We start from the raw sequence: 22,048 nt of genomic DNA, 5'->3' as shown, positions 1-22,048 counted from the left end.
TTTGCTGGTTATCGCTTGATCAAAAATTCATCAAAATTCATTACCGTGCTCGCTACAATGGTTCCTGCTGCAAGCTGCGCGGGATTCAGGGTTTTATCAAGCGGGTATTCACCCACGGCCAGGATCGACTTCATCCGTTTAGGATTCTGGCTAAAATCCTTCAATTCCTCGTCGTACAGCTCTTTCAGCACCATTTTCTCTTTCGTGTCGGGCAGGCGGCTCGTCAGCGCGGTGAATGCATAATCGATCTGTTCGTCGATGGATTTGCCGTTTTTCAGCATTTGCTGCGCCAGCACACGCGATGCCTCCACGAATTGCGGGTCGTTCATGACCACCAATGCCTGCAACGGCGTACTGGTTTTCTGCCGCTTGGTTATACAAAAATGCCTTTCAGCCGCATCGAAGTTAAGCATCATTGGTGGTGGCGAGCTGCGTTTCCAGATCGTATAAAGGCTTCTCCGGTAAAGCGAATCACCATGCTGTTGTTTGTAAGTGACCTCGTTACGCGTCGCCAGCGCTTCCCAAAGGCCCGCCGGCTGGTACGGATATGCGCTCTTGCCCCCTACCCTGCGTGTAAGCAACCCGCTCGATGCCAACGCATTATCACGGATCTGTTCCGCGCTCATGCGGTAGCTCGGGCCACGCGCGTAAAGCCGGTTATCCGGATCGACGTCTTTCATAGCAGGTTCGATTTTGGAAGACTGGCGGTAAGTAGCCGAAGTGACGATCAGCTTTTGCATTGCCTTCACATTCCAGCCTGATTCACGGAAGCGCGCTGCCAGGTAATCGAGGAGCTCGGGATGAGTCGGCAGCTCGCCCTGGTTTCCATAATCGTCGCTGGAAATCACGATCCCTTTTCCAAAATACATCATCCAGAACCTGTTAACAGTTACCCGGGTGAACAGCGGATGGTCCTTATCGAGCAGCCATTTGGCCAAACCGAGGCGGTTTCGCGGATAGTCTTTCGGTATTTTAAAGAATGCGTCCGGCGTATCCATGGTGACCGGCTTGCCCGGTGCGTCGTACGCGCCGCGATTGAGAATGAAGGTCTTGCGCGGATATTTTCGCTCTTTCATCACCATCACATCAATCTGCTTGTCCATAATCTCCGTTTCCTCGCCGATCAATGCGCGGCTCGCCGCCAGTTGCTTTTTGTATCCGGCGTCAATATTAGTCAGGTAATAATCTCTTAAAGAAGCAAGCTGTGCCGGTTTTAGTTGCGCCGGCGGGGTTTTCAATGCCGTCAGCAGCTCATTTTTCAATGTAAACAAACCCTGCATTTCCAGCGCGCTGATGGCTCTGGTATAAATCCGGAATTCGTCGATCTCGAAATTCTTCGTCCGCTGATCCGACAACCGGCCGATATTCAGCTTGTCGACATACCAGTTCGTTTTGTTTTTGCCGTACAAAATACTCTCCGTCAAATGGTCATTATGCACGGTAACCTGCACGGGCTGACCGTTGACGAACAGTTTCAGGCCTGCCGCTTTGCTCAAACCATCATAGGTAAAGCCCAGCTGCGTCCATTTGTTCATCGGGAATTTATCCACCGTCTGTATTTCAATTGCATTCTCCGGCCACACATGGCTGATCGTCAGCCGGATCCGACCGTCTTTCTCCCGGAACACATTCCAGCCGCGATAGCCATTCATTACCCCGTTGGATTTATGCAGCAGCGAACCGCTCACCGCGGGGTCGTGCAGATTAAGCCAGATACTGATGCTGAATGGCTGGTTGCGTTCAAAGAATGCAAACTTGTCGCCAAAACTCACCGCGTTTTCCCCGAAAATATACCGGGCCTTACCCATGCGGCCGTCACGGGAAGCCACGTTGGAGAGGCTGTCGTCGCCTTCTGCATTGGCCTTGTGCTTCGGATTTGCCAGGTTGGCAAACTCCTTGCCCGTCGGTTCGTCGAATGTAAAATGGCCTATCAAATCTGTTTTTTCGGGAAGTAATGCCCTCTCGGGCGCCTTGCGGGCGGCGGCGAGCCATTGCTGGAAAGCGCGTTCGTAAACAGCCACATTGGCGGCCATCGTCGAGCGCTCCTTGGCAAGATTCTCGTGGATGAATTTCAATTTGGCGTCGGCCTCGGGCGTCGGCAGCGTGATAGCCGGGCTCGCCTCACCATTGTAAGGGATCTGGCCGTTTTCATCATTGTTGTTAAAAAACGCATACAATGAATAGTAATCCTTATGGCTGATCGGGTCGTACTTATGGTCATGGCAGCGCGCGCATTCCACGGTCAACCCCAGGAATGTCTTGCCAAACGTATCCACACGGTCGGAAACGTAGGCCGTGCGGTACTCTTCAGGGATAATACCGCCTTCCTGGCTCTGCTGGTGCATACGGTTGAACGCCGTAGCAACCATCATATCGCGGGTCGGATTCGGCAGCATATCGCCTGCCAACTGCCATGTTACGAACTGGTCGTAGGGCTGGTTCTTGTTAAAGGAGTTGATCACCCAATCCCGGAACGGCCATGCAGTGCGCAGGCCGTCGTCCTGATACCCATGCGTATCCGCATAGCGCGCGGCGTCGAGCCAGGGTACTGCCATGTGTTCGCCATAATGCGGAGAGGCCAGCAGCCGGTCGACTACTTTTTCGTAAGCGTTCGGCGATTTATCGTTCAAAAATGCGGTAACCTCCTCAGGTGTCGGTGGCAGGCCGGTCAGATCGAGCGAAACGCGGCGCAACAATGTAGTTTTGCTCGCTTCCGGCGACGGCTTCATATTCTTGTCTTCCAGCTTTTTAAGGATAAACCGGTCGATGTCGTTGCGTACCCACGCTTCATTTTTCACCTTGGGCAATGCGGGTTTTTCCACTTTGGTAAATGCCCAATGCGGCTTGTACTCGGCGCCTTCTTCCACCCAGCGGATGAGAATAGCTTTTTCGCGGGCAGTAAGCGATAAATGTGACTCGGGCGTGGGCATAACCATCTCAGGGTCGGTCGACAAGATTCGGTGCACGAGCTCGCTGCTGCCAGGCTTGCCGGGTTTAATGGCTTTCAAACCGCTCTCCGCTTCCTTTTTGTAGGCCACTTCGGCCACATCGAGGCGCAAATTGGCCTTCTGGTGATTGGCATCGGGTCCGTGACAGGCAAAACAGCGGTCCGACAGGATGGGCTTTACGTCGTAAGTATAGTCGACAGGCGCCACCAGGGTATTCATTTCAGCGGCCACGTCGTCGGGCAGATCGACCTTTTTGTCACAAGACATTAAAAAGTATCCGGCTGCGGGGACCAACAAACAATATTTAAACCAGGAATTCAACATCATCAAAAAATATTATTACCAGCGGCAGCTTACAACAGAGAACAATTAACAAAGCATCCAGCAATCCAATTCTCCATTCTCTTAATCCTAATTTAATCATTTCCCTTCAATTGCCGTCGACTTAAGTCGACGGCAGAGGATTTTAGTGTACTAGTAGCCAGGATTTTGTGTTAATGTGGCTTTGCCATTTTTGGTGCTATATACAATGGCTTGCTGGGGAATTGGATAGTATTGGTGCCGTTCTTCGAATTTGGCGCCGCTGAGATAGGTGCGAAGATTCTTTTCTTTTTCCAGATAAGTGTTCAGCACCTGCACGGCCACTCCCCAGCGGACGAGGTCGAAGAAACGATGCCCTTCCATCGCGAATTCGAGGCGGGTTTCAAACCGCACCGCGTCGCGTGCGGCGGCGGCATCTTTCCACGGGTCATTGTACAGCCCTACCACGTAGTTGGCAGCAGCTTTACCAGCCTCCGTCTTCACGAAACCATCCGGATTGGCGGCACGTTTGCGAATCATGTTCACGTATTCGCGTGCTTTTTCGAGGTTACCCAACTCCACTTCGCATTCTGCCAGCCAAAGGAGCACGTGATCATAGCGGATGAGCCGGTAATTGTTGGTACTAAGCCGCGGATTGCCGGTTTTGCCGGACTCGGCCTTGCTTACGATCTGCTTTTTGGAAGAATAAGGCCCCGCATACGACTGGTCACGGATCCAGAACCGGCCCGGATGCACGCCCCAATCGATGTAGGGAATGCCCCGACGACCGAGCGTCCAGTCCACGCGGGAATCGAGGCGGCCGGTGTAGGGCTCAAACGGCGCCGAAGAAAGCAGCCCTTCATCATTCTTGACATTCTCATCATTGAACGTCTTGATCATCGGCAAACCTTTTTCGTCGGTTTTGTAGGCATTCACCAGGTTTTGGGATGCCTGGAAAAAGCCGCAGCAGCCGCCTGGGCCATTCGGGTACATATAGGTAAGCTCATCGCCTGCATTCCCGCCCGAGCCGTCGGCTGCCGTCACTGTGTATTGCACCTCGAACACCGATTCGGCATTATTCCGGGTCTCGGCCGCGAAATTGTCATGAAAACGCTCCATCAGCTTGTACTTCCCACTGTTAACCACTTGCAACAATGCTTCCTTTGCCGCCGTAAGATGCTGCACATTCGGCTGACCTTTCGGAAAACCCTGAAACATATGGCATTTGCCGAGGTAAGCATACGCCGCATTTTTGGTCGGACGGCCGGGATCGGTTTGCGACACCGGCAGGTTTTCAGCCGCGAATTTAAAATCCGCTTCGATCTTCGGCCAGGCATCTTCGGTATTGGGCAGCAGCACGCTTTCCGGGCTTTCGGGATCCCAGGTTTGCTCATCGAGGTAGGAAATGTTGCCCCACATTTTCTTGGCTTCGAAATGGTAGTGCCCCCGCAGGAAACGGGCTTCGGCCATAATCTGCGTTTTCCGCTGATCGGACAGGCCCTGTACCTTGGGCAGCGATCTCAAAACGTCGTTCGTCCGTGCAATGCCGTCGTACAATGTCCTCCATTTTCCGTAAATGTGGGTATTGGTCGAAAGCCATACGTAGCGTTCGAGAAAAGTTTGCTCCGGCTGATCACCGGCGTCGGAGCCTTTGTAAGCGTCATCGGAAACGACGCTGCCGAAAATCCAGTTCGAAACCGCACCGTGCCATGAGGTAACCCCGCTGGTACCGATGCCGTCGAGCAGCGCATAGGCGCCCACGAGCGCCCCCTCGATACCCGAGGTGGTAAGGATAATATCAGGACTATACTGTCCCTGAGGCCTCTTTTCGAGAAAATCGTCGCCGCAGGAGGTTGCGAGGAGCAATAGCAACGGTATGAATATCTTTTTCATGGGATTGATTTTAAAAACCGAGACTGATACCTACGATGAATGCTTTGGGCGTCGGATAAACCCCTTCGTCCACGCCGATCTGACGATCGGAACCGCTGTTAAAGTTGCGGAGGTTGATTTCAGGATCCAGACCAGTATACTTTGTGAAAGTCAGCAGGTTTTGTCCCTGAATGTAAACCCGCAGATGGTCTGCGCCGATTTTGGACAAAACCGATTTCGGCAAAGTGTAACCGAGTTGGATATTCTTGAAGCGCAGGTAAGAACCGTTCTCCACGAAATAGGTCGAAGGCTCGCCGCTCTGGGCGTCGTTCGCGTCGAGAATGGGCAGTTTGGCATTCGGATTATCGGGCCGCCATGAGTCGTAGAGCATTCTCTTAGACCGGTTGCCCTGGAAAACCTCGAAGTCGGTCCAGTAGCGCACGTGGTTGAAAATGTCGTTCCCCTGCACGCCCTGGGCGAAAATGGCGAGGTCAAAGCCTTTGTAGCCCACATTCACATTAAGGCCGTAGGTAAAATCCGGGTGTGGATTACCGATGTAAGTCTGGTCCTGCGCATTGATCACGCCATCGCCGTTCACATCGCGGTACTTGAATTTACCCACGCCTTGAGTGCGCTTGCCGTCGATGTAAATATTCGAATCGTAGTAGCCGGGGAACCTGGCGTGATTTTGTACTTCTTCCTCATTCTGCATGATACCATCTATAATGTAACCATAGAACGACGAGATCGGCCGGCCGGCAATGGAGCGCGTCACCGCCGGGGTACGCAGCGAGAACCCAGGCAGGAAATCGTCCGGATTTTGGGGATCCAGGGCAATGATTTTGTTACGGTAAGTCGAGAAATTGACCCCAATACTATAAGTAAGCTGTCCGTCCAGGGCATGGTCCTGATAGCTCAGGGCGAGGTCTACTCCCCTGTTTTGCATGGAAGCTATGTTTTGAGCGGGAATGGCGGCATCGCCGAGACGAGGATCGTAGGCTTTGGTATACAACAAATCCTTCGTCTGCCGGTCGAAAACGTCGAGGCTCATGTCAAACTTACCTTTGAACAAATTGGCGTCTATGCCCACATTGACCGTCGTGGTCGTCTCCCATTTGGCATTAGGATTACCGAAACGGCCGAGGTCAAATCCCTGCATATAACCGATCGGACTGCTGCCAAGGCCATACCCACTGCTATTCGGATTGCTCTGATAGGTGGAATACGCATTAAAATCCCCGATTTCCTGATTACCCGTCTGCCCCCAACCTGCGCGGACCTTCAAATCACTTACAAAATCGACACCCGACATGAAGCCTTCCTTCGATAAACGCCAGCCCACGCTCGCAGCCGGAAATGTAGCATAGCGCGATGCTGCCTGGAAGCGCGAGGAGGCATCGCGTCGTAAAGTGGCCTGGAGCAGGTATTTGTCGTCGAATGCGTAATCCACACGGCCGAAATACGAGAACAACGACCACGACGAAGACGCATAACCGCTATTGGTAGCTGTGGCAGGATTACCGGCATCGATGTACCGCAGATCGATATTATTGGAAAAAAAGCCCTGGCGATAGGCATTCACAAAATCGCCGAAGGAATCAATGGATTCCAGGCCGACGAATGCATTCAAATGGTGCATCTCGCCGAATGTTTTATCATAAGTAAGGGTGTTGGTCCAGGTCCAGGAATAGCCGTATCCCCGGTTTTCGCTCAGGCTGTTCACGTTAGTTCCGTGGGCGAGCTCGATCTCAACAGGCGTGTAATACTTACCGGCAGAAGCCGTCAGGTCGAGCCCGAAACTCGTTTTAGCCGTCAGGTTTTTCAAAATATCGAACTCTGCATACGCATTGCCAAACAACCGGAGGTCTTTATAACCATTGTCCTTGTTACGCACGAGCTGGCCTACGGGGTTGTTCGCATTTCCGAGGTTGCTGCCCAGGGTACCTGCGAAATTGCCGCCAATGTCGTACACCGGGATAATCGGCTGTGCGCGGTAGGTATTCGAAACCTGGCTCGTTTCGCTGTTATTACCGTAATTGCCCTGGCGACGTCCGTAGGCAACCTGCAAATTCTCTCCTATCCGGAGCTTCTTTTTAATGGTAAACTCGGTATTCGCCCGGACGGAATAGCGTTTATAGCCATTGTAAAGCAAAATGCCCGTTTGGTTAAAATAATTGGCTGAAAACGAATACCGGCTCACCTCGGACCCACCCGAAACACCGAGCTGGTAATTCTGAATGGGTGCATCGTCGAAAACCTCGCGCATCCAGTCGGTACCTTTCTTGTTAGCCTTGGTAATAGAGAATTTGGTTTTGCCAAACTGAGGGTCGGTATATCGGTCGTAACTGTAATTGGCTGGGTTTACCCGCGGATCGCCTTCCGCAGCGCCATCGGGAATAATGTAATCCGGAATTACCGGCGTGGGGCCATTGCCATATTGCGAATGCTCCGGGTTACCCGTATTAGGGTTCACCACGTTGGCATTCTTCTTGCTCTGCCAGAGGTATTCGCCATATTCCTGTGTGTTGAGCAAATCCATTGTTTTGGCCAACTTCTGCACCCCGAAATAGGCGTCGAATGTAAGTTTCGGCACACCGGATTTGCCCCTTTTGGTAGTGATAATCACCACGCCGTTCGCCGCGCGCGAGCCGTAGATCGAGGCCGACGATGCATCCTTTAATATCTGTATCGACTCAATATCATTCTGATTGATCGTATTGAGGTTCCCTTTCGTAGGTACTCCGTCGATAATGTAAAGCGGATCATTGTTCCCGAGCGTTCCATACCCGCGCACACGCACGGCCACGCCCCCGCCCGGCGTATTATCCGTGCCCACGGTCACGCCTGCGGCGCGCCCCTGCAACTGCTGCGCGAGGTTGGTGGCAGGTACAGAAAGCAGCTTTTCGGCATCGATCACGCTCACCGACCCGGTAATATCCCTGCGCGACTGCGTCGTATAGCCCGTCACGACTACTTCGCTCAGCGCCTTGATGTCCGGATCGAGCGCGACATTGATCACCGAGCGGTTTACAACCGGGATTTCCTGGGACACATAACCCACGAAGCTAAATACCAGCACTGCCTTCTCGTCGGGCACGACCAATTCGAAGCTCCCGTCGCCGCCGGTAATAGCGCCTTGCTGCGTGCCCTTCACGACCACGCTCACGCCCGGCAGGCCTTCCTTGTTATCGGAGCCGGTAACCTTGCCTTTCACGCTGATGTCCGCCCGGTGCAGGTACGGCAGCGGTACCGGTTCGAGCAGCTTCGGAGCGTCGGAAAACGACTCGTCGGGTTTGCGGATCAGGATAATGTAGTTGCCCGATACGGAGTAATGGATTTGTAATGGCCCCAACAGCTCCTTCAACACCTTGCTGAGCTTCTGGTTTGAAGCCTCCACGGTTACTTTCTGGTTCGATATCAGGGAGGGGATGTATGAAAACCTGACTTTGGCATTCTTTTCAAGCGTCGTCAGCACCTGTTTAAGGTCTTGCTGCCTGACTTGAAGCGTGACCTCCCGGTTCAGGATTTCCTGGGCGACGCCGTCGTTGGCAAGGGCCAGGCTTTGAAAGAAGAGGGACACCAGAAATGGTATGCATGTAACTTTCATCGCAGCTACCAAATATTTAAATGGTAAACTATTTTTTTTCATACTTTTACGATGGTTTTTGGGTGTTCACAAACGACAAAGACCTTCCTCTCTCCCGTTTTGGGAGATTTAAGTTTCGCTTAAAATCTGGGGAATTTTCAGAGCCGGAAACGCTGGACCCGTTCCCGGCTTTTTTGCTTTCTACAATCGGAGTTTAATCATATGTTAAGGGTTTAGGATGAATAGGCAGGTAAAAACTATTTTGTTATCTGCAACCTTCACTCGAAATGACGACCTGGCCGTCGCTGACGCGGTAGGCCGCTCCGAGGGTCTGGGTGATGATATCGAGTTTGGTGAAGAAGGGCTCGTTGCTCAGCTCCACGCGCAGCGAACAGTTCTCCATCACCGCGGCGTCGTACACGATCGGGATACCATACACCGTCTCCAATGCAGAGAATACCTTGCTCACCGGCTGATTCTCAAACACAAATCCCGCTCCCGGGTCAGGCTTGATGAGTTCGAGCGGCATATTGGTGATGGATTTGGAAACCACATTATCCTTCACCGAAAATATCGCCTGCTGGTTGGGCGTGAGAAGCAGTTCCGTGTTGCGCTCGGTGGGATTTTCAATGTCCTTCAAAGGCAAAACCGACACTCTTCCGCTTCTTACGAGTACTTCCACATTTGTGTCGGTGGCTTTAACCAGAAAACTGGTTCCCAGCACCCTGGTTACCAAACCGTTGGCATACACAAAAAACGGGTTCTGCGGATCCTTCCTTACATCGAAAAACGCCTCCCCGGACAAGAATACCTCCCGCTTCTTGTCATAGATGAAATCTGCCGCATAACTGATCCTGCCCGCAGGTGCGAGGCTTACCTTACTGCCATCCGGCAGCCCCACGCGCATTGCCTTGCCCGTCGTATTGATCACCTCCCGCAAGGCCTTCGACGACTCCGGCGCATAGGCAGTCCGGCGGACGGAACCATTCATTGTTTGGCCGTTTTTCCACCAAAAAGCTCCGCCCAGGCCCAATACCAACGTTGCCACCGCAGCCACGGAAAGCCATTTCCGCCATAGCACGCGTTGCATCGGCTCTTCGGCGCCTGCCTGCGTCGTATGCAGGATCCGCTGCACCTGGTCTTCCAGCTGCTGGTCGGTTACAATGGCTGCATGCTCGCGCCAGGTCGTGATCAGTTCCCGGGCTTGCTGCATAATCACTTTTTTATCGGGATAGAGGCGTACGATCTCTTCCCAAAGCCCTTCGGTCGCATCGGCTTCGCCAACAACCCACCGACGGAAACTATCGTCTTGCAGGAAGTCTTCCAGATCGTAATCTTTATAATATTTCATAACAAAACACCATTAGGTGTGTTTACAGGGAGGATAATCGGCAAATGCGGGAATCATCATCGAAAAAAATAAAAAATCTTTCGACAAAGAATCAATTCTTTGATATTCAGGCACATAAAATCAGAAAAAATGAAGGCAGAATGGTGTGCCACTTGTCGCGGAAGAGCCGTAACGCTTGCGAGAGCAGGTTCGCCACAGCAGGCCGGGAAATATCGAGCACCGCCGCGATCTGCTCATGTGACAGGCCTTCGAAGAATTTAAGGTGGATGATTTCACGCTGGCGGGGTGTCAGCGAATACAATACCGTTCCGATCTGTTGCTTTCGGCGTTCGTCAGTTTCGGTCGAGATCAGCCGGCTTTCGATGTCTTCCTCAGCTTCCTGGCCTTCATGCCAACTTTCAAACGGGGTAAGTCCATGCGTACGCTCGATCTCTTTCAGCAGCCGGTTACGAAGGCTTTTCAGCAAATAAGGCCGGATTCTGTCGGTATCGGTGAGGAAGCGGCGGCGGTCCCAGAGTGAGGCAAAAAGATCATGAATACAATCGTTCAGCGTGTCACGGTCATGGATAAACCGGGAACCATATTCGAACAGCGCACGGAACTCGCCCCGGATCATCTCCTCAAAAACGGCGGCATCGCCGTTTTTGAATTTCTTCCAACGTTCGAGGTCCTGCTCCATCGGTCAGCCAGTGTACAAAATGAATGCTTTGAATGATCGAATTTCTTTATTAAGTAAAATTTTACCCGGAATTACTCCAATCCGATCATTCACAATCGGGCGAAATGCCGTCAGGGCTTCTTGTACCCCCGGGCAGCATCGTCTATCACCAGCACCCAATCATGCCCGTAGCCGGATGTAGGCGGGATGAATCTGTTGACCGACTTGTTATCGAACTTGCCCGCGTCCCGCACCTTGCCGTTCCGCGGATCGTACCAGAATGCTTCGAGGCTCGTGCCGGATATTTTGCCAGGGTTTACGGAGAAGGGTCTTCCGGAGGCCGTATATACAAAGAGGTAATCTCTTCCGCGAGTCGCTTGTACACGCTCGGGCGCCGGTAATGCATTTTCAATTATAATGGACTGGTCGGGGACACGGTCGGTGATCGGGCGGGATTCCATCAATTTCCGTACATACTTCATTTCCAACGCGCCGGGCAGGTCCAGGGCCTGCTGCCAGAAAATATGCGGACCGTTCACCGCTTCGCGATTGGGAGAGTACATCTGCCATATATCGTGGCAACCATAGGTATGTCCGAATGCGCCCGCAAACAAATCCAGGTAGGCTGATTTGCGGACATCATACGCACTCGACGTGCCGTTTTCCTTCGCATTGAAACATACCGGATGATCTTCGTAAATAGGCTCTGCATCGATAACCGGCTTCACGGGCGTGCGGTTGTACGACCGCTGAATGTTATCGTAAACCGGCGAATCGCGGCAATGGCCCGTCTGGAACATATTGAAATCGAACCATTCATCATCGTGGAACCACTCACCTGCCCCCTCCTTGTTCGGTTGCGGATGGTAGGTCATCAGCGCCTTGCCGTGCCCGCCCACGCCCTCTGCAATCCCGGCCGCCATGGCCCGCCATATTTCTACGTCACGGCTGTCTTTGCGGGGCTGCCGGTCGCCGCCGAGCACCCATATTACATTTGATCGGTCCTTGTAGCGGCTACCAAGCCATTTTCCATAGGCTTTTGCGTTATTTTCATTGAAGATTTCAGGCCCTTTCCCCCAGGTATTCTTGAAAACCTTGTCGCCCCAGGTGGGCAGGAAAGCGATCGTCAACCCGTATGCCGCCGCTTTGTCGATAATGTAATCGACATGCTTGAAGTAGTTCTCATTCGGCTTCGTCGGATCGTGGTTGAGCAGTGGCTTTTCGCCATACGGATTAGGCTCATCCAGGCCGTCGAATTCTGCCAACGCTACGGCCTGAATAACCGTAAAACCCTGTTCTGCACGCTTTTGAAGGTAATAATCGGCCTCGGAGCGGTCGAGGCGGTGAAAAAGCTCCCAGGCGGTATCGCCAAGCCAGAAAAAATGCTTACCTTCTTTGAGTAAAAACCGTTTGTTTTCGCTTACCGTATAGTGTTGTGCTTGTGCTCCAGCGAGGGTGCAGCAGAGGATTATCCTGATAATGAGCCTGATGGGTTTCATACAATAAGGAGATTATCGCGGGTTGTTTAAAGAAATTCTTCTAAAAATACCACCGGAAAATAAATTTTAACGCCGGTTAATAATTATAAAATGCTCATTATGAACCAAATACTTAATCAAAAGTTCTACTTTATCTAAAAATACTCGTAGAATATTTATGACCGAAAAGTAATTTGTTTCATCGAAATAGGTATAAATGATTAATATTGATGTACTAATTGTACAAGATCTAACCCCAGCGCCCCCTTCTATGAGAAAAACTTCTACATCCCCGGCATTTTCAGCCCGTTTTTTGTCAACAACCTCGTGATCGGGTGAGCAAGTGGTCGTCCGGCATTGTTTCGGAAGGCCGGCGATACCCGAAACAGACGTCGTACACTTCATGGACATTCGTGCCCCAGAGCACGCAATACGTCAATGTAATTCCATCTATCAATCTAACCTATTTCTTCTATGGCAGAACCGTTTCTTTCAGAGATCCGAATCATGAGCTTTGTCTTTGCTCCCAAGGGCTGGGCGCTTGCCAACGGACAGCTACTACCTATCAATCAGAACCAGGGATTGTTCTCTCTCCTTGGAACGACATTTGGAGGCGATGGCCGGGTGAACTTCGCATTGCCGGACTTCCGGGGCAGAACCCCCATCCACGTCGGCAGCGGACACACGCTGGGCGAACGCGGTGGTGAACAGGCGCACACGTTGAATATAAGCGAGTTGCCTTCGCACAACCACAATGTTTCCGCCATAGACAACACGTCCATTGTAAACACCAACAATCCGACGAGCACTTATTTCTCCAACACGCAGCCCAATACCATTTACACGAGCACCATCAGCAATCTGACTACGCTCAACGCGGCCACGGTCGGTAACGTGGGAGGAAGCCAGGCGCATTTGAACATGCAACCATTTCTGACGCTGAGCTTTTGTATCGCATTGCAGGGAATATTTCCTAGCGCAACCTAATCGCCGGCCGACTGTATCCTATTCATAACCCTAAAAAACTTATTGTAAATGGCACAACCTTACGTAGGAGAAGTCAGAATGTTTGCAGGAAACTTTGCCCCTGTCGGGTGGATGTTTTGTGAAGGACAACTGCTCCCCATCTCTGAATATGAAACCCTGTTTAATTTGATCGGCACTACTTACGGCGGCGACGGACAAAGTACCTTTGCACTTCCCGACCTCCGGGGTCGTCTCCCCATTCACCAGGGCAACGGTTTTATCCTGGCCGAAACCGGCGGAGCGGAAGAAATCACGCTCACGGTACAGCAAATTCCAGCGCACTCGCACGCCTTTATAGCTTCGACCAACCTGGCGGACTTGCCCAGCCCAGCCAACGGAATACTAGCCGTTTCAACGACGACGAACGTATTTTTCAACGACCCGCCAGCCGTAGCGATGGCGGCCAGCAGCGTATCCGGCAACGGCGGAAGCCAGCCCCATACCAATTTCCAGCCTTACCTCTGTGTCGATTTCATCATTTCACTGTTTGGGATATTTCCGTCTCCAACCTAGAAATCCCAGATCAACGAAATACGAACGTCAAATCTCATTCAACTGTCATGGATCCTTTTGTAGCAGAAATAAGAATATTCCCATTCAACTTCGCGCCCCGCGGCTGGGCATGGTGCGACGGGCAGCTGCTGCCCCTTTCCCAAAACACCGCATTGTTTTCGCTTCTGGGAACAACCTATGGAGGAAACGGCAAATCCAACTTTGCGCTGCCTGACTTGCAAGGTCGCGCACCCATGCATCCGGGACAAGGCCCCGGTCTCTCGCTTCACGACCTTGGCGAGACGGGCGGCTCGGAAACGGTGAGCTTGCTTACCTCGGAAATTCCGTCGCATAGCCACCAGATCAGGGCCGTACCGGAACCTGCCGACCTGAAAACGCCGACCAGTTACTCTCTGGCGGCATCCACACAAGGAAAGGTCTATGCGACCGGGGCAACCAATACGACAATGAATGCAAACCAGATACAGCCCGCAGGCGGGGATCAGCCACACAATAACATGATGCCGTATCTGACATGCTATTTCTGTATTGCATTGCAGGGGGTATTCCCTGCGCGCGGCTAACCCAATGCCTGTGAGTACTGTTTTTTTGACAACCTATGAAATTCGAGCTTAGTAATACCACCCTTTCACTCAGGCCGATTAACCAAAAAGACCTGCCCTACCTGCTGGAAATCTATGCGACCACGCGGGAAAAAGAACTGGAACGGGTGCCGCATTGGACCGACACCATGAAGAAAGAATTCATTGCCGGCCAGTTCAACGCTCAGCACGAATACTATCAAAAAAACTATACAGGGGCTGATTTTTGGGTAATAGAATCTCAAAACAAAATCATCGGGAGGCTTTACCTCCACGAAAACTTCCAGGGCAAGGGTATGCGGATCATTGACATCAGCATTCTGCCGAAATACCGCAACCGCGGATTAGGCCAGGGGATATTCAGGGATTTAATGGGCCGCGCCGCTGAATTGGAGCGACCGCTCAGCATCCATGTAGAAACCTTCAATCCTGCCAGAAATCTGTATACCCGCCTTGGATTTAAGACAGTCAGTGAAACCAATGGAGTTTATCATTTAATGGAATGGAAGCATACGATTTAAGCCAAGTGGCCGCAGCAGATTTCACACATCACATAGGGAAAACGGTAGTCATCCATTTTGCAAAAGACTTTTCGCTGCCGTCTACCATTTTGAAAGTGCTGGAACTGAATACTTACAGTCCACTCGAACGGGGTGCCTTTTCGGTCGAATTTCAAACCACCGGTGAAAACCGCGCCATAGCGCAAGGTATTTACCGGGTCGAATATCCCGACGGCAAATATATGGATGTCTTCCTGGTCCCAATCGCGCACGATCCGGGCGGAATGCGCTACGAAGCAGTCTTCTCTTAAGCCGGGCCGGTCCCGGATTCTTTCATTTTTACCAATTCATCCTATGACTCGAACATTTTACTTCAAACTGAAACCATGAGAAATGTCTACCTATACCTGGCGGGGGTGGCTCTACTGGCGTCAGGTGCTGAGATCGTCAGCAAAATTTCCGATGACTCCCGTCTTCCCCGTGAAGAATGGGTGGCCAAAAAGGAGAAACAGAACGCTTCCAGAACAAAGGAACGCATCCCCTATACGCGTGCGCGCAAGCGCGCAGGCACGGCGGCATTTTTAGCGCCGAGCATCACTGCTACCAACACTTATGCGATCACCAACAATACGGGGCCGTCGGGCGCCAGTGCAGGTGACGAGCTGGAATACACCATTGTAATCACCAACGGCGGCCCCGATCCCGCCAATGGAACGGTTTTTACTGAAACGATCGACGCGAACACTACACTCGTGGCCGGCTCGGTGAAAGCCAGCCCGATCGCCCAAAATGATAGCTACAATACGATCGGCAATGTCAATATCGATATCCCTGCCGGTAGTGGTCTGTTTGCCAACGACATCAGTCCCGCCGGCACCCCAATCAGCCTGAACAGCACTACGAATGTTACTACTGCCAACGGCGGTACTGCAGTTATTACGGCCGCGACAGGCGCATTTACCTATCAACCCGCGGCGGGTTACACCGGGAACGATACTTTCACTTACGAAATCCAGAATGGCTCCGGCATGACTTCCACTGCCACCGTTACGATCTCGGTAGGAAATGGCGCCAACCAGGCTATATGGTTCATCAATGGTGCGGCCGCCCCGGGTGGAAACGGCACGCTCGCCAGTCCGTTCCAGACTTTGGCACAATTTCAGGCCATTAACGATGGCGGGGCCGGCCATGCCAAAGACGGGCATGCAATCTTTGTTTACAGCAACGGTTCTACCTACTCCGGCAATATCACCCTGCGTAACACACAAAGCATTTTCGGACAGGGCGCTACACCTACATTACTTTCACTGACCGGATTTACGGCACCCAGCGGTGCCAACCAGCTCCCGGCAACCGGAGGCACGAGACCTACACTTGGAAGTGCATCTGGAGACGTACTAACTGCGAATGGCGCCGCCACCATCCGGGGCTTGAATATCGGTAACAGCGCCGGGGCAAAAATCGCCGGATCGGGTGCAGGAACGCTGACAGCCAGCGAGATCAATCTGACAGGTAATGGTTCGGCCCTTAATCTTTCCAGCAAAACACTTGTCCTGGACTTCGGTCAGGTTTCTTCCACGGTATCGGCGAGCCCAAGCCCGATTGCAATTTCGGGGAGCACCGGTAGCTTAAATATTGCCAGCGGTACGCTCACCGCCTCGACGGTACCTGCCCTCAATATTGCCGGCACCGGTGGGGGCATTGTATTGAATGTAACGCTGAACGCCGTCAACGCCAATGGCGGAAGCAAGGGTATTTCCCTTTCCACGACAACGGGCTCCTTGCAAGTGACCGGTAGTGGCACAACGGCGGGATCGGGCGGTACGATCCAGAACATTTCTGCCCGCGGTATCGAGTTGCTGAATGCAACCAATATCACGCTGAAAAATATGAACCTGACCAATGCGAATACCACCGACGGAACAACACCTACCAACCAGGACAATTCAGCGGCTAATGCAGCGGTACACGCGCTGAATGTCAACGGACTAACCATGGATCGCATCGTGATCAACGGTACCGTCGCCCAGGAAGGTATCAACCTGCGGGGTTCCAGCAACTTCAATTTTACCAACGGCTCGGTCGGTTCTTCAGGACAAACCAGCGAGGAAGGTTGTATCTACGCGATCAACACCGGTGGTACGAACACCATTGTGAATTCAACCTTTACCGACCCAGGGGGACGCGCGGCGTATTTCAGCAATACCAATACCAATATGACCTTGCTGACAGTCGATAACTCGACCTTTCAGGACTCGAATAATTCCGGGCTTCAGTTCTTTGGCTACGGGACTTCCAATATGAAACTGAAAGTTCATAACAGCAGCAAGTTCCTGCGGAATCCAACCGTAGGCGTTTATGTCGGCGCTAATGAGAATGCCGTTATGCAGGCAGACATCAAAGATTCCCAGGTCGATGTAGGCAACGGGGTCGGAAGGATGTTCGACCTGGCGGCGGCAGGAACCGCTACGCTCAAATTCAATGTGACCAACAATACCGGTAACTTCAATGGTGGCATCGGTATCAACCTGTTTGCATTCGCAGCGGGCTACCTCGAAGGAAATGTCATTGGCAATACTGTGTTGAACAAGGCTGGTTCGTCGGGTGTTTCGGCCATTGTACACTCGGCCGAAGGAACTTCTGCAAGAGGTACTTTCCTCATCCAGAACAACACCCTCACGTCAGTTGACGCTCCGGGTATCGCCGTTACCACCACTTCAAGTACTGCTGCCCAGAGCAATATGAATGTCGCCAGCAACAACATTACAGTAACCGACTCGGGAGCAGGGGATATTTACTTTGGTATGGATATGGCCACAACCGGTGCTGCCGGTAATAATTCCAAGCTTTGTACGAACGTGACTAACAACGCCGTCACAAAGCCGGCATCCATTATCGCATATCGCACCAGATCCGGTACCGCAACGACCACGCTGGTGGTACAGGGTAACGGAACCAATATTGCGGACGTATGGGCTAACGGAGGAAACACTCCTGTCGGAAGTACCACGCAGAGCGGATCGGGCAACCCGTATTTATTCGGCCAAACATGCGCGACACCGAACGTTAGCGCGTTGCGTGAAGGTGTTATCGAAGAGCCGACCGCCGAAACCATCGCGGCAATGACAAGCCCTGCCCAGCCTGAGACAGCGAAAGCTGTACAGGTTACTCCATCCGCCGAACCGGTGAAAGAAGCCATTTCCGGACCCGTATCGGTGCCAAATACCGCCAGAACGGAAGCTGTGCAGTCGGGTGAAACAGTGACCGTCAATGGAACCGGCAGTGGTTTCGTAATCCCGGCCAGCAAAAGCACCACCATCAAGTTCCGGGTGACAATCAATAACGACATCCCGGTTTCCGATTGCGAGGTTTCGACACAAGGTACGGTGAGCGGCAGCAATTTTGCCAACGTTCTGACAGACGATCCGAACGCAGCAGGGCCCAACAATCCGACGGTTACCCCCGTTGTTTCGGTACCGGTAATCACTTTCTGCCCAGGTGACCAGACTTTCTCACCCGATGCAGGAACTTGTACGTCCAGCCAGACATTTACAGCCACCGCAGACGGATGCCCTGCTCCTACCATTACTTACACGGTAGGCGGCAACCCGATCACATTCCCATACGCATTCCCAGCCGGCGAGACAACCGTGCTCGTAACGGCTTCGAACGGCATCGGAACGGCTCCTACCTGTTCGTTCAAAGTGACGGTAACCCCTACCCCAGCACCGCCGATCACCGACCAGCCTGACGCGGCGACGATCTGTGCAGGCTCCGGCACTTCTTTCACCGTAGCTACTTCGCAGACAGGTGTAACTTATCAATGGCAGAAAAAACCGTTCGGCGGCTCATTCACGGACATTACAACCGGAACAAACCCGACCGCCGATGATCCGACACTGACATTGAGCAACGTTCCTGCTGGCGATAATCTTTCGGAATACCGTTGTATCATCACCAACCCTTGTAACAGCAGCACTTCCAACGCGGCGGTACTGACCGTGAACCAGATCACCGGTTCAAGCATTGCGGGAACTACTACCGTGAACCAGGGTGCACCGGCGCCAAACGTTACTTTCAGTGCTACCGGCGGTACTTTGCCCTACACGTTCACTTACAAGGTCAATAATGGAACCAACCAGACGGTGAGCACAGCCGGTGTGCAAACCAGCGCAACTGTAAGCCAGTCGACTGCTGCCGTGGGCACATTTACCTATGAACTGGTGACGGTGACCGATGCTCAGAACTGTACATTGACACCGCCTTCGGCTCAAACAGCCACTGTAACCGTATCGAACAACCTCACGGCAACGATCTCCGGCAGCACCACCGCTTGCCAGAACGAAACCGCGCCTAAGATTACGTTTACGGCCGTGAATGGTGTCGCTCCGTTTACATTTACCTACAAAATCAATGGTGGTGGCGACCTGCAAGTGTCGACTACCGGTGTGAATACAACAGCGACTGTCGACGTGCCGACAAGCTCGACCGGGACATTTGTATACACATTAACCAATGTGGCCGGCGCAGGCGGCGCGACGACGCCGATCTCCGGACAAACTGCAACGGTGAATGTCAACGAGAAACCAACCATCGCACTGACCGGTGCAGAATATCAATGCCAGTTCGCTGCAGATCCTCAAACCTATACCGTTTTCTTCACCGCTACCCCGGGGGCAGTGATCACTACCGACAAAGGAACTGTCAGCGGAAACACCGTTATCAATGTTCCAAGCAAGGAAACGGCGACCATCGTAGCTACCCTCAACGGTTGCTCGGACACGCTCTCGGCTTACAAAGACTGCTCGCTCCCGGTAACATTGATCGATTTCAGCGGCGCGAGAGTTGAAAACACCATTGCATTGAAATGGAACACTGCCGAAGAAACGCGCAGCGACCGCTTCGATGTTCAACGCAGTGCCGACGGCAAAAACTGGGCGACTATTGGTACCCAAAAATCGCAGGGCGAGAGCTATTCGGTGGTGAACTACACGTTTGTTGACAAAAAACCGGCATCTGGCGATAACTTCTACCGCTTGAAAATGATCGATAGCGATAAGACATTCGCATATAGCAAGATCATCAAAATTGGCTATGATGCGCCGTCGCTGAACTCGGAATTCTATCCGAACCCGGTTTCCGACATTCTGAACCTGAAAAGCACGGATTGGAACCAGGTGAAGGCGGTAGAAATGCATAGCCTGACGGGACTTTCGGTTTACAAATCGGGCAAAACCGTTTCGAAGACTATTGATGTGAAGAGCCTGCCGGTAGGCATGTACATTCTGACGATCACGCACAAGAACGGTGAGGTTATTAACCGGAAAGTGCTTATCAACCGATAATTACGACACCAATGCGTTATTAATGTGTTGTTTAGATTAACAGTATCAGGCGGGGAGTTTCTCTTCGCCTGATTTTTTTATATCACTGCCCGTTTCTTTTGATTAGCATGCGATTCCTATAAATTTGGATTTTTACACTTCCATGACATCCTTGAAAACGCAGCAAAAACGGGAGATTACCATCCATGTCGGTATATGGGTGACCATTCTGCTTCTGCCCTACTTGGTGTCCTCAGCCAATGAAGGATACAAGATCGGTGGCCTGCCGGCTGCGTTTTTCGTGCTGGCAGGCCTGATCCATGCCGGGATTTTCTATTTCAATGCATTTTACCTCTATCCTAAACTGGCCGGTGGCTGGCGCTGGTGGTTGTACATTCCCTGCGCGATCGCAGTAATCGCAGCTTCCTTTGCCCTTAAATACCAAGTTGTGGTGCACCTCTTTCCGGAAGTTGCACTTCGGAGCGCTGCCGGATTGATATTTGGCCCGTCGGTGCTCGTGTTCGCCGTAAGCCTTATTTACCGGCGGGTAAGTGATGGCATTCGTCAGGAACGGGCGCGAAAGGAGTATGAGGCGCAGCAGGTAGCGGCCGAGCTGAAACTGCTGCGGTCGCAGGTCAATCCGCATTTTCTTTTTAATGTGCTGACAAACATGGTAGCACTCGCAAGACAACGGTCCGACCAGCTCGAAGGTGCGCTCCTCCGTCTGGCTGACCTCATGCGCTACATGACGTACGACACGCAGGCGAAACAAGTGACATTGCAGCAGGAAGCAGATTATCTCAAAAGCTATATTGGACTGCAAAAACTGCGCTTTTCGGATGGCATGCGCATTGAACTGGACATTCAAATGGACGCGGACGCTGGTCGCTTATCGGTGGAGCCGATGATCATGATCCCGTTCGTGGAAAATGCATTCAAACATGGCGCTTCCCTGCTAGACGAGCCTTACGTACTGATCCGTTTGAAAGCCATTGACGGGCGTTTAACGCTAACCGTCGTCAATCCGTACGACGCTTACCCTGAGGAAACGAAAGACGATAATTCGGGCATTGGCCTCGAAAATGTACGCACGCGTTTGAAACTGATTTACCCCGACAAACACGTCCTCGCTATCAACGACACCAATCAAATTTTCACAGTCACTCTGAACCTGGATTTAAGATGATGCGATGCCTGGCCGTTGATGATGAAAAACTCGTACTCGACCTCCTTGTCGATAATATCCGGCAAGTACCCTATCTGACGCTCGCAAAAACTGCGCGCAATGCCATGGAGGCTATCGAAATATTACAAAACGAGCGGATCGATCTGCTTTTTCTGGATATTCAGATGCCCCGCCTCAACGGTCTGCAATTTTTGAAAAGCCTCCCCGATCCGCCGCTGGTGATCCTGGTGACAGCTTACGATCAATACGCTTTGGAAGGTTTCGAACTGAATGTGGTCGATTATCTACTCAAACCCGTGAGTATGGAACGCTTTCTGAAAGCCTGTAACCGGGCCTACGAACTGTTTGAATTAAAACACCAAACACCCGTCGCCCCGTCGCCCGCTGCACTGCCCGATTTCTTTGTGAATGTCGAATATTCATTGGTTAAAATAGTGGCCGCCGATGTGGCGTGGGTTGAAGGCTTGAAGGATTATGTCAAGATCTTTCTTTCATCTGCCGACAAGCCGGTCATTACCCGCATGACATTCAAGGCGTTGGAAGAAAAACTCCCGGAACCGGCATTTATCCGTACCCACAAGTCTTACCTCATTGCCGCACAAAAAATCACGGCTGTCAGGCGTGATTTCGTGCTGATCGGCGCTGCCGAGATTCCGGTCAGCGAGCATTATAAAGAACATCTCCGCAAAATACTGAACATTACGCCCGATTGATCGTCGCGGGAT

Annotated in this window: 14 protein-coding genes; 8 read left to right on the top strand and 6 right to left on the bottom strand. The window is 52.1% G+C overall.

All coding sequences use genetic code 11. The features are described from left to right. Window positions 1-8: 8 nt before the first annotated feature. The 6 genes from ACQ4MZ_RS20115 to ACQ4MZ_RS20090 all read right to left on the bottom strand — a co-directional run bounded on the left by ACQ4MZ_RS20115 (window position 9) and on the right by ACQ4MZ_RS20090 (window position 12,214). Window positions 9-3,215, bottom strand: a complete 3,207-nt coding sequence (locus ACQ4MZ_RS20115) for a DUF1553 domain-containing protein (RefSeq protein ID WP_430847808.1) — start codon at window positions 3,213-3,215, stop codon at window positions 9-11. Between the two features lie 207 nt (window positions 3,216-3,422). Then, window positions 3,423-5,141: a RagB/SusD family nutrient uptake outer membrane protein gene (locus ACQ4MZ_RS20110; protein WP_430847806.1), complete on the bottom strand. Its 1,719-nt coding sequence runs from the start codon at window positions 5,139-5,141 to the stop codon at window positions 3,423-3,425. 10 nt (window positions 5,142-5,151) lie between these two features. Then, a complete protein-coding gene (locus ACQ4MZ_RS20105) occupies window positions 5,152-8,727 on the bottom strand; it encodes a TonB-dependent receptor (RefSeq protein ID WP_430847804.1) in 3,576 nt (1,191 codons plus the stop codon). A 244-nt stretch (window positions 8,728-8,971) separates the two neighbouring features. Beyond that, window positions 8,972-10,057: a FecR family protein gene (locus ACQ4MZ_RS20100; protein WP_430847802.1), complete on the bottom strand. Its 1,086-nt coding sequence runs from the start codon at window positions 10,055-10,057 to the stop codon at window positions 8,972-8,974. 106 nt (window positions 10,058-10,163) lie between these two features. After that, window positions 10,164-10,736, bottom strand: coding sequence for an RNA polymerase sigma factor (locus ACQ4MZ_RS20095; protein ID WP_430847800.1), 573 nt, complete (start codon window positions 10,734-10,736; stop codon window positions 10,164-10,166). Between the two features lie 110 nt (window positions 10,737-10,846). After that, the gene (locus ACQ4MZ_RS20090; protein ID WP_430847798.1) at window positions 10,847-12,214 is read right to left on the bottom strand and encodes a glycoside hydrolase family 140 protein; all 1,368 of its coding nucleotides are present in this window, start codon (window positions 12,212-12,214) and stop codon (window positions 10,847-10,849) included. A 453-nt stretch (window positions 12,215-12,667) separates the two neighbouring features. Between ACQ4MZ_RS20090 and ACQ4MZ_RS20085 the strand changes: the two genes are divergently transcribed. The 8 genes from ACQ4MZ_RS20085 (at window position 12,668) to ACQ4MZ_RS20050 (ending at window position 22,036) form a co-directional block, all read left to right on the top strand. Continuing rightward, window positions 12,668-13,180, top strand: a complete 513-nt coding sequence (locus ACQ4MZ_RS20085; RefSeq protein ID WP_430847796.1) for a phage tail protein — start codon at window positions 12,668-12,670, stop codon at window positions 13,178-13,180. 48 nt (window positions 13,181-13,228) lie between these two features. Next, complete coding sequence (locus ACQ4MZ_RS20080; protein WP_430847794.1) at window positions 13,229-13,732, top strand: phage tail protein; 504 nt, start codon at window positions 13,229-13,231, stop codon at window positions 13,730-13,732. A gap of 47 nt (window positions 13,733-13,779) precedes the next feature. Further along, window positions 13,780-14,295 carry a phage tail protein gene (locus ACQ4MZ_RS20075; RefSeq protein WP_430847792.1) on the top strand — a complete coding sequence of 172 codons (516 nt, stop codon included), beginning with the start codon at window positions 13,780-13,782 and terminating at the stop codon, window positions 14,293-14,295. A gap of 35 nt (window positions 14,296-14,330) precedes the next feature. Beyond that, window positions 14,331-14,834: a GNAT family N-acetyltransferase gene (locus ACQ4MZ_RS20070; RefSeq protein ID WP_430847790.1), complete on the top strand. Its 504-nt coding sequence runs from the start codon at window positions 14,331-14,333 to the stop codon at window positions 14,832-14,834. Next, a complete protein-coding gene (locus ACQ4MZ_RS20065) occupies window positions 14,816-15,124 on the top strand; it encodes a DUF6916 family protein (RefSeq protein ID WP_430847788.1) in 309 nt (102 codons plus the stop codon). The genes ACQ4MZ_RS20070 and ACQ4MZ_RS20065 overlap by 19 nt, the downstream gene beginning before the upstream one ends. Window positions 15,125-15,199: 75 nt before the next feature. Next, window positions 15,200-20,158, top strand: a complete 4,959-nt coding sequence (locus ACQ4MZ_RS20060; protein WP_430847786.1) for an Ig-like domain-containing protein — start codon at window positions 15,200-15,202, stop codon at window positions 20,156-20,158. A gap of 142 nt (window positions 20,159-20,300) precedes the next feature. Next, window positions 20,301-21,323, top strand: coding sequence for a sensor histidine kinase (locus ACQ4MZ_RS20055; RefSeq protein WP_430847784.1), 1,023 nt, complete (start codon window positions 20,301-20,303; stop codon window positions 21,321-21,323). Continuing rightward, complete coding sequence (locus tag ACQ4MZ_RS20050; protein WP_430847782.1) at window positions 21,320-22,036, top strand: LytR/AlgR family response regulator transcription factor; 717 nt, start codon at window positions 21,320-21,322, stop codon at window positions 22,034-22,036. The genes ACQ4MZ_RS20055 and ACQ4MZ_RS20050 overlap by 4 nt, the downstream gene beginning before the upstream one ends. The last annotated feature ends 12 nt before the right edge of the window (window positions 22,037-22,048 follow it).

The sequence above is a fragment of the Dyadobacter sp. BHUBP1 genome (assembly GCF_050587785.1).
In the GTDB taxonomy this organism is placed as follows: Bacteria; Bacteroidota; Bacteroidia; order Cytophagales; family Spirosomataceae; genus Dyadobacter.
The sequence above is the reverse complement of the archived record's forward strand: the minus strand, read 5'-3'. Positions and strand labels throughout refer to the sequence as shown.